The following is a 10,546-nucleotide window of genomic DNA, read 5'->3' on the forward strand; positions in this document are numbered from 1 at the left end:
TCGTCCACAACCAGTTTGAGTTGCGAAAATCAGAATCAAAAGGAAGATTGATTTTAATATCTTCATTGCCTTTGTGTTATAGGACGAAGAAAAGAAAGAAAATCTTTTTGTTTTAGTGGAAGGAAATCAAATGATTCCATCGGTATAAAAACCATTCCCACAATCTTGGTTTCCGTAGATATCCTAATTTTATTAAGTTTTCTTTATTTCGGAAGCCTTTTAGCTTATCAGGATTTACTAAATTATAAATTGTGTCAATTTTCTTCCCTTGGAAAGTGAAAATCTGGACTACACTTGGTCCATCTTTGGAATATCCAATGACTGCTTGTGATCCGTTCGCATAACCAAAAAAAATTTCAGTGGATTTGGTCGCTTTTTGAGTAGTTTTTACTAAAAGGGAAATCACTCTCCGAATTCCGGGCACGGGAATCCTCGCAGCGTGCACTTTTCCACCACCATCGGAGAATGCAATGACATCCTCTCGCAGTAGATTCGTAAGTGATTTGGTATCTTTGCTGTAACATGCCAAACTAAATTCGAAGAGTAGTTGAGAATGAAGTTTGGGATCGGGATCAAATTTCTTTTTCCTGGATTGGATGGCAGAACGAGCGCGACTGAATATTTGTCTGCAGTTGTCTACAGATTTCCCAACAATGGTGGATATAGATTCGTATTCAAAATCAAATAACTCTCGTAATATGAAAACTGCTCGTTCGGTTGGACTAAGAGTTTCCAATATGACAAGAAAGGCAAAGTTGATTTTTTCATCGTCCATTGTTTCTACCTTTTCAGGTATTGGCTCAGGCAAATATGGTCCTATATAGGTTTCCTTTTTCCTGGATGCTTTTTTTAAAAGATCGAAGGCAAGTCTTGCTGCTATACTTCCTAAGTATGATTTATGATTTTGGATCAATTCTTTATCTGCAGAGAGCCACCTAAGATAACTTTCTTGAACTATATCTTCCGCATCCACATAACTTCCCGTAATTCGATAGGCGATGGAAAAAATGTAGTGTTTCCAATTTAAAAATAATGTAAGATCGCTCATTTGTTCATGTCTCAATGGAAATAGTTTTTGTGAAAACGGATTCGTCCTTTTGTATTGGATTTCCTTTGGGCCAAAAGTAAAATCTGCAAGGGAGTCGTTTCTCCATCTTTAAAGAAAAAATAGTAAACCGATTCACTAATTCTTTTATGAGCGCACCCCACTTTCCAGTGATGATCCATTCTTTGGGTTTATCATCTCCATAGGTAAATTGAATGAGTCCTTCGTTTCTTCCAAGAGAAACACAACGTCCGGCAAATTGAAATAAAAAAGGTGATAGTTTTTTCCCTCGCATCTGATTGGCGATTTGGTCTGCAATATGAGCTCCCATTGGCAAAGCAGTTACACAACCCATACGTAAAATTGAGTTCTCTAAAAATGCGGAGTCGCCTGCAACAAAAACATTTTGGAAGGAAAGTGATCTGAGAAATGGATCTACGTAAATTTGGTTTTGGCCGTTGGTAGTAAAACCCGCTTCACTCGGTAAATTTGAAGTTTTGAATCCGCTACAATTCAGTATACAATCGAAAGAAATTTTGTTTTGGTCTTCGAAAGTAATTTCATTTTCGTTAATCGAATGAATTTTCCTTTTCTCCAAAATATGAATATTGTTTTGCGATAGATAAGTTCGTAAATATTTTTTTCCCTTTGCAGAAAAGGAAGAAGCAAACTCGTTTTTGTCAATGATGAAAACAGATGAGTTGGGGTGAAAATACTTCCATTCAGAAGCCATTTCAATTCCAGTAAGGCCACCACCAATAATCCCGAGTTTTAGAATTTCTTTCTCATTATATTTTTTTATAAAATGGGAAGTCGATTCGTAGGACTGTATTGAATTCGTTACGTTTTGTATTTTGTGAATTTGAGAACTTCCCAAAGACACGATTAGATAGTCATAACCAATGAAATTTGGGTTCCCATCAATTTCTATGGCATTTTCCTTCGGTAATATCCTTGTTACTTTTGATTGTAAAAAATTAACATTTGTTCTGAGAAGATCTTTGATTCTTATTTTTTTTTCAGATCCTGAACTTGCCAATTCATGGAATCGAATTCTTTCCTTAAATTCTGTTGATTCCGAGACCAATAGGATCTCTGCATCTTTTACTTGTTTTTCTAAACGATTGGCAGCTAATATTCCTGCATATCCTGCACCTAGGATTAAAATTTTTGGTTTCATTTTGATACCTCGCTATAAGGACGAGATAGGGCAGTCGGTTTGTGACAAGGATTTATAAAAAAATCGACTTGATTAAACCTTACTGTAAAAGAACGATCATCCATGCAGAAAATGAAGTGGAAAAATTCTTATATTTATATCGGAGTTTTGTTATTTTTTTTAGTGCCTTCTTTGTTTGCAGAGGGGTTTGATCGGGGGAGTTTGGTTTTTTACGGTTTCGGCTCTGTTGGTCTTGGAAACCATTCCGGAAGTTTGGAAAAATCGGTTGAGATCACAAACCAACCTAATTTTTTAATGTTGAACTCACCATACGTTGATACCATATACCGAGTGGGGAATTATATTGTTTATTCCGAATTTGTAAAGAACCGCACTGAACTATCCAGTCACGGAGGAGAATTAGGCTTTGAGTATGGTTTGTTTCGATACTTTGGAATTGGGCTTTCTTATTCCAATCAAGTGATCACTTCTTCTTACTTCCGTGCATTAGAGGAAAGAAATATTATTTTGCTTTCTTTTATGGGGACAAATGTAAATACCCAACTGGAAAAGTTGAATTTAGGTGACACGTATGACCTCGCCGTACAAAAAAGAAGAACTGTATTTAGCGGTAGTACAGGAGATCTAAATTTTTTCTTTCACTTCTTACCAAACGATTCCATTGATCCATACATTCGGGTAGGTGGTGGAGTTGGATCTGAACAAATGTTTGGTGGAAACATAAATAGGGTTTTTGGCGCCTTAGGACTCAGATACCATTTTGATTCTCTGTTTTTTCTTAGTGCGGAGGTGGAACATTCTAATGTTTATATTGTGAAATACCAAGCCCCCAATTCGGGACATAGAAACAAAGGAAATTATGAAGAAAGTTTTTTTAAATTAGGTTTAGGAGTTCATTTTTCCCTTCTTGAAAATAAGGTTCCGAATTCAGAAATGGAAAATCAAAAAACAACAGTAATGGAATCAGTAGGTTCTGAAATTCCATACCAACAAACTAAAGAACCGGTAACGGAAACTAAATTAGAACGTTTTGTATTTCTTGCGGGTGAAATTTTTGATCTTCCCTCCAGCCGGATCCATTTGGAAGGTAGAGCACGATTGGATGCTATTGCGCGTAGTTTAGAAAATGAATATAAAGATTTTGATATACTTATCATAACATACACAACGCCATTTAAAGAAGACCTTCCAGGAAATTATGAAAACTATGAACTTGGGTTTGAACGTTCACAGGCAATTTCGAGGATACTTCGTGAAAAAGGGGTAAATGCAAAAAGAATTATCGATTCAACACAAGGATCCGCTTTGTATAACGTAGATTCAAAGGAAAAGGTGGTGATTGAGCTTCGAAAGAAAACGAATAAATAAACTACAAAATCTTTCGAAGCTCCATTGGAATCAAATTTGGACTCAAGCGTTAACTTTTGTTTTGTGAGAAAGGTCCAAAAGTTTTTCAGTATTCCTTCGACTTTTTCTGCAAACTTCTGGATTATCTTTCATCGATTCCCCGAAACTCGGAATCATTTCTTTTAATTTTGATTTCCACTCATTCGATGACATTTCATTTGGAAAACAGTCTGCTAATACTTCTAACATAATAGAAACGGAAGTGGACGCGCCTGGACTTGCACCAAGTAAAGCAGCCAAAGATCCATCTTTTGCAGCTACTACTTCTGTTCCAAATTCAAGGACTCCTCCTTCTTCTTCATCCTTTTTAATCACTTGCACTCGTTGGCCCGCAACAACCAATTCCCAATCTTCCGATTTAACTTCTGGGAAATATTCTCGAAGCGCTGCAATTCGATCTTCATGGGACTGCATGGCCTGACCAATCAAATATTTGGTTAAAGGGAGATTGTGCATACCCGCAGATAACATAGGAAATATATTGTCAAACTCTAATGATTTTACTAAATCTAAATAAGATCCTTTTTTTAAAAACTTTGTTGTGAAACCAGCATAAGGACCAAATAGTAATTCCTTTTTTCCTTCGATGATTCTTGTATCCAAGTGAGGTACTGACATAGGAGGGGAACCAACATCTGCTTTTCCATATACTTTTGCAAAATGTTGTTGGATCACTTCACGGTTGCGACATCGTAACCATTGACCACTCACAGGAAATCCGCCAAATCCAGATGCTTCTGGAATATCTGATTTTTCTAAAAGAGGAAGACTTCCTCCTCCTGCACCAATAAAAACAAATTTTGCTTCATGGTGTTCTTTTTCATGAGTTTGAATATTATTTGAAGTTAGGTGCCAGTTTCCGTTTTGTGCACGTTCCAAATCTTTAACATCTTCGAAATAATGTACATGCACATCAGGAAAACTTTCTAAATACCGAAACATAGCCCTTGTTAAGGTTCCGAAATTAACATCAGTTCCTAACTCCATTTTGGTTGCAGCAATTGGCTCTGAATGGTCCCTACCCTTCATCACTAAGGGTAACCATTCGGTTACAGTTTTTCTGTCCTCTGAATAAATTAGCTCTTTAAACAGCTCATATTTTTTTAAGGCCTCATAACGCTTACGGAGAAAGGAAACATTTTCTTTTCCCCAAACAAAACTGTAGTGAGGCACACAGTGAATGAATTCATCTGCATCCAGGATTTTCTTGATACCTGTTAAATAACCCCAAAACTCTTTGGAAGTTTCAAACCATTCTGCAATTTGAAGTGCCTTTTTCGTTTGTATGGACCCATCTTCGTTTTCAATGGTGTAATTGAGTTCACAAAATGCAGAGTGTCCGGTTCCCGCATTGTTCCAAGCGTTGGAACTTTCTCTGGCAGCTGCATCTAATCGCTCTAATACAGTGATTGTTAGGTGGGGAGCAAGTTCCTTTAAAAGGACCCCCAATGTGGCGCTCATGATACCGGCACCTATTAAAATTACATCGGACTTTGTTCTAACGGTATCTTTTTCTTTCATCCTTTACCTTCCGTTTTATTATCGTCAACTTTTATGGTGAAAACGCAGTCCAAAGAGATGAGGTAACTCGATTGAAAGCATTCTTTTTATTTTTGTCAGTTCTGACATCCTTACTTGGTTTTATCTATTATTATTCTACCTTTCGTTTGATTTCAGGACTTTCACTGAATGGGCCGGTGGTGACTTTGGTTTTGTTAGGGATTGGGATTCTCGTTTTACTGGTTCCATTGACTTATGCATTAAGCCGGATGTCAAAAAGAGAAAAAATGCAGACTTTTTTTGCCTATGTCACCTTTACTAACTTTGGTTTTTTTTCCATTCTCTTTACCTTAGTCCTTTTGATGGACCTTCTTCGTCTGGTGGACTTAGGGATCATCACAAGTTATTCACAGATTCTATTTTCTAGTTTAGTCCAATTTGGATTTCCGTTAGATGGAGTGAGCGAGGTAAAAAACTTTAGTTTAGCTTTTTCAACCATTGTGGCAGCGACAGCACTCAGTTCCCTTGGCTTTTTTAATGCTCATGTTCGTTTGCAATACAAACGGGTATCTGTTCCTGCTAAAGACCTACATCCGGACTTGGTCGGTTTTAAGATCGTACAAATCTCTGATGTACACATCGGGCCGACAATCAAAGGTAAGTTTCTGGAAAGAGTAGTTAAAAGGATCAACCTCCAAAAACCAGATGTCGTTGTGATCACTGGAGACTTAGTGGATGGTCCTGTGACAACCCTTAAACATCACTTGAAGCCATTAGGAAACATCCAATCAAAATACGGAACTTTTTACGTAACTGGAAATCATGAGTATTATTCGGGAGTTTTGTCCTGGCTACCCGAGATACAAAAATTAGGTGTAAATATTTTACTGAACGAGAATCAAATTCTCTCGGTTGGTAAATCGAAATTGCTTTTGGCTGGAGTTACAGATCTATCTGCTGGAAAGATAATTCGATCTCACGAAACAAATCCTAAAAAAGCATTGGAGGGGGGAGAGGGTTGTGATTATAAGATTTTACTGGCTCACCAACCCAATAGTATTTATGAAGCAAGTGAAGCTGGGTTCAACTTACAAATTTCGGGACATACTCATGGAGGCCAATTTTTTCCAGGAAATATACTCATTTATTTTGCACAGAAATTCGTTTCGGGTTTACATAAATACAAAAAATCATTAATCTATGTTAGTCGAGGGACTGGGTATTGGGGTCCTCCCTTCCGCCTCGGTGCTCCTTCAGAAATTTCTATTTTGGAGCTAACAGCTACTTAATTTTTGCTTTCCCTTGGATCAAAGAGGGAATTCTGAACGCCAATTACTTTCGATTCTTGTATAAAAAATACTAAAATGGATGAAGTCTCTTTGGATTTTTTGGAATATTGTCCAAATTCAAAGGCGGATAAAAAGCAAATGAATCAAAACTCACTCATCCGGAAATTAACTGTTGCGATTGAAGCTCCTTTATACTTATTAATTTTTCCTTACTTTATCAATTTTTGTTTATTTGCCTCACGTTTTGAAATAGATACCCTTATCAAACTTGGAATTCTAGGTACACTCCTTTCTTTAATTCCTTTGGTGATTGGTATTGTTCTTAGAAACAAAAGGCTACAAGAATTATTAAATTTCACAAAAACCTCAGATCCAATTACACTTGCAGATTTAAAAAAGAGACTTTTGGAGCATCCCCATTGGGAAGGAAGGGTCATACTCATCCGGTGGACCGTTTCCATTTTTGGTTTTTCTGTTTTGGCAGTCACCTTCCTCGACCTTCCTTGGAAGGATGTTTTGGCTTTGCCTTATGCCTGTATCATGCTTTCGCCTATAATCTATCTTGCTTTTTATTTCCAAACAGAAGTTTATTTGAGTCCTGTTCTAAAAGCAAAAGAACTATCGGAAGTTTTTTTAGATGAAACAAAAATTCGTATCTTTGGTGTCTTTAAGAGAAACCTATTTACTATGATTGCCGTTGCTCTTTTGCCAATGTTGACATTCGGTTATTATCTGTTCCTGATTTTATTTACGGAATTTAGATCTCCTTACTGGTTCTATCAGATGCCCATCGTTTTTATTATGATGGTAGTGATTATCATTTATGCAGCTTATGTGGGAAGTAAATCATTAAAGGAAGATATTGATAATCTAAACAATTCTATTGAAAAGTTATATAAGGGAGAGTTGTCAGAGACGATTCCTCAACTTTCTGCAACAAATCTAAGTCATACGATCACAAAATTAAATTTATTTATGGAGTCTTTACGGCAATACTTTAGGAAAGCTAAGGAGGAAGCCTTTTCTCTTTTGGAAACATCCAGGCTAATATTAGATAAAGGTAGCGTCATTGATTCCCAAGTTAGTTCTGAAAAAACAAAACTAGATTCTACATTTGAGTCGGTGAATCACATCCAAAATCTATCAAAGGCAACTTACGAACGTGTTATTTCCCAAAAAAACAAAACTAATTATTTGGCAACGGAACTTACTCGGGTTACCAATGAGATGACAGAACTTGCAGAAAGGGCAGAGGAGCTAGCGAAAAACACCGCACACTCGATTGGGACAGTGCAAGTTGCAAAGGATGCCATTCAATCTGCTTATGAGAAAGTAGAGGTGATGAACCAAATGAGCGAAAATATTAAAGCCACAATCTCTATCGTAGAAGATATTTCTGACCGTGTAAATTTACTTTCTCTCAATGCATCGATTGAAGCAGCTAGGGCTGGATCTATGGGACGTGGTTTTGCTGTGGTTGCAGGAGAGGTTTCGCGTCTAGCTGATGAAACAGCTAAAAATATAGAGGAAATCAAACGTGTAGTAAAATTATCCCAAATAGCCTCCCAAGAGAGTTTGGAATCAATGAAAAAAATCTTTTCTACCAATGAAGATGTAAAATCTAAGTTTGAAGAAATTTCAAGCGTTGTTCAGATGTTAGGTCATACAAGTGAATCCGGTTCCGAAAATGTAAAATCCTTAAAAAAACTTGTGGGAGAGTTTCAACAAGATGCGGAACAAATTACTGAAGAAATGAAATTGCAAACCGGATATACGGAAGAATCAAATTCCAACTTACAAGAGTTATGGGAAAATCATTCAAAGATTTCCAACACATTTAAAGAAATTTCGGAAGAGGCAAATCATCTAAAGTCGGTGTCAGATTCGATGGAGAAAATTGTTTCCAGGTTTCGGTTTTAAAACCATCTTTTGAAATTTTTTCCAGATATTGTAAAAGGAAGTAACTAATTGTTGGATGTATAGAGTTAGTAACTGAACACTGATCTAATATTTGATTCTATGTCTCTTATCCCTGGAAAAGAATCAAGGTTGGTAAATCTTTTATTTACAGAGATTAGGGATTGTATCATGTTTTTTTCGCTGTTGGCGGGAAATGACAGATGTTTTTTTTGCGAATTCATAATAAAACAAAGATCTTAAAAAAATACTTTTCATTCATGGGAAGTTTTGTTTCCTCATAAATCACACAAAAACTTTTAACGTATGATTAAACAAACTCTTCATAAACTCTATTCTCTTAGTATTCGTACACAGTTGATGATCTTCATTTTTCTGGTTCTCAACTTAGTACTTGGCCCTGTTTTTTACCTAGTTTATCAATCTGCAAAAAACCAAATCGTAAACCTTGGTGGAGAGTTATTTAAAACTTTGGCAACAGATTCGGTAGCTGTCATTGATTTGTTAAATGAAGATGTAAAGGCTGGAAAGATAAGTTTAGTCGATGCCCAGGAGTTGGCAAGAATCTATATTTTGGGACCTAAAGGTTCTGATGGAGTCCGTGATTTGTCCAAAGGGAAAATGTCTGCCAAATTGGATATGAGGGTTTGGGCATCTCATCCGAATGGTGTTTTTACAATGAACCCTTTTAACATAGAAGGTGTTAATCTTTGGGATTACCAGGTAGATGGAAAGTATACGGTTCGAGATACTTGGTCCAATAAGGAAAGAACTGGGAAATTGGTCTATGAACTATGGCAAGAGGGGAACGAACCAACTCATTCGTGGATTGCCTATCAGATCTATTATGAACCTTGGGATTGGATTGTTGGTTCTGGCGGTAGAGAAGCCATTTTTTATGAAGAGCGCCTTAAGTCCCTTTCTTACCTGTTTCTTTTCGGTGCCCTATTTGCCTCTGTCATTTCGTTATTATTTTCCTATTTCTTTGCGGCTATTTTTTCGCGAAAAATAAACCATGTGAAGTCACTCATCGGAAAAGCGAGAGAAGGGGACTTAACTTCAAAATCGAATCAATTATATAAAGACGAAATTGGATCACTACTTACTGATTTTGATCAAATGACGAATAGTTTAAGGACTATGATTCAAGTGGTTTCACAATCTTCCAATGAAGTTCTGCAATCAGCAGATAAACTAATCGAAAGCGCCAAAGGTTCAGCAAATGTAGCGGCTACGATATCAGAATCAATGACTACTGTGCGAAGCAATTCAAATACCCAATTAGAAGCCTTTTCTGAAAACAAATCAGCGGTTGAAGAAAACACACTTGCGATAGCAAAAATTGCGGAGGCCACTTATGTGGTTTCAGAATTGTCAAATGGGGTTTTGGAAAAAGTAGAGGAAGGTCAAGATATTGTTAAAAAAACAATACATCAGATGGAGATTATTAATTCCTCGGTAAATGGAATTTCTTCTAGTATCAACGCTCTCGGCGCAAACTCTAAAGCAATTGGACAAATCGTGGAAACGATCAACCAAATAGCAAGCCAAACAAACTTGCTGGCTCTCAATGCGGCAATCGAAGCGGCTCGTGCAGGAGAAGAAGGAAAAGGTTTTGCTGTGGTTGCCGATGAAGTTAGAAAATTAGCAGAACGATCAGAAAGAGCTACCAAACAAATTTCTTTAATCATTGACGAAATCCAAAAAAACACACTGGAATCAATCCAGATGATGGAAAAGGGAAATCAGGATGTAGGTGTTGGAGTGGAGATGGTGAATGTTGTTGGAAATACCTTTCAATCGATTATATCCGCCATTAAAAAAGTAAATGATGAAATTCATGGTGTTTCTTCCACAACAGAAGAGATATCAGCCAGCACAGAAGAACTCAATGCAAACACGGTTCAATTGATTGAGTTAACAAACATGATCAATGAAAATACAAAGGAAGTATCTGTTTCTTCAGATTCTCAATTATCAGAAGTATCCGCTGTAAAAGAAGCTGCAAATCGATTAAGTGAACTTGCAAAGACTTTAAATGAGGAAATCGGGAGGTTTAAAATATAAAGATCATTTGTGGCTTTAACAAAAATTTCTTTAGTTACGTTTTGATTTATGGATCCAAGATTTTTTTTGGATTCAAATTGTTTTTGAAGCATAGTATCTGTAATCAATTTCGGTTAACGGATGTGATTCGGTTACATTTTA

The 10,546-nt window shown here is 36.7% G+C and carries 7 protein-coding genes; 4 read left to right on the forward strand and 3 right to left on the reverse strand.

Translation table 11 applies throughout. From position 1 onward, the window contains the following. Positions 1-112: 112 nt before the first annotated feature. Both ND811_RS15115 and ND811_RS15120 read right to left on the reverse strand, forming a co-directional pair. Positions 113-1,048: a sigma-70 family RNA polymerase sigma factor gene (locus ND811_RS15115; RefSeq protein WP_265352674.1), complete on the reverse strand. Its 936-nt coding sequence runs from the start codon at positions 1,046-1,048 to the stop codon at positions 113-115. 4 nt (positions 1,049-1,052) lie between these two features. After that, positions 1,053-2,225, reverse strand: a complete 1,173-nt coding sequence (locus ND811_RS15120) for an NAD(P)/FAD-dependent oxidoreductase (RefSeq protein ID WP_265352673.1) — start codon at positions 2,223-2,225, stop codon at positions 1,053-1,055. Positions 2,226-2,327: 102 nt separating this feature from the next. On the opposite strand from ND811_RS15120, the gene ND811_RS15125 reads away from it, so the two are divergent. Further along, positions 2,328-3,593: an OmpA family protein gene (locus ND811_RS15125; protein ID WP_265352672.1), complete on the forward strand. Its 1,266-nt coding sequence runs from the start codon at positions 2,328-2,330 to the stop codon at positions 3,591-3,593. Positions 3,594-3,635: 42 nt separating this feature from the next. Here ND811_RS15125 and ND811_RS15130 read toward each other — a convergent pair whose 3' ends face one another. Next, positions 3,636-5,153 carry a malate:quinone oxidoreductase gene (locus ND811_RS15130; RefSeq protein WP_265352671.1) on the reverse strand — a complete coding sequence of 506 codons (1,518 nt, stop codon included), beginning with the start codon at positions 5,151-5,153 and terminating at the stop codon, positions 3,636-3,638. Between the two features lie 71 nt (positions 5,154-5,224). Between ND811_RS15130 and ND811_RS15135 the strand changes: the two genes are divergently transcribed. The 3 genes from ND811_RS15135 to ND811_RS15145 all read left to right on the forward strand — a co-directional run bounded on the left by ND811_RS15135 (position 5,225) and on the right by ND811_RS15145 (position 10,405). Further along, entirely contained in the window at positions 5,225-6,421 is a 1,197-nt protein-coding gene (locus ND811_RS15135; protein ID WP_265352670.1) for a metallophosphoesterase, read from the forward strand. Between the two features lie 138 nt (positions 6,422-6,559). After that, on the forward strand, positions 6,560-8,341 hold the full coding sequence (locus ND811_RS15140; RefSeq protein WP_265352669.1) for a methyl-accepting chemotaxis protein: 1,782 nt from the start codon (positions 6,560-6,562) through the stop codon (positions 8,339-8,341). Between the two features lie 303 nt (positions 8,342-8,644). After that, positions 8,645-10,405, forward strand: coding sequence for a methyl-accepting chemotaxis protein (locus ND811_RS15145; RefSeq protein WP_265352668.1), 1,761 nt, complete (start codon positions 8,645-8,647; stop codon positions 10,403-10,405). Positions 10,406-10,546 lie beyond the last annotated feature (141 nt).

It is taken from the genome of Leptospira soteropolitanensis, assembly GCF_026151655.1.
Classification (GTDB): domain Bacteria; phylum Spirochaetota; class Leptospiria; order Leptospirales; family Leptospiraceae; genus Leptospira_A; species Leptospira_A soteropolitanensis.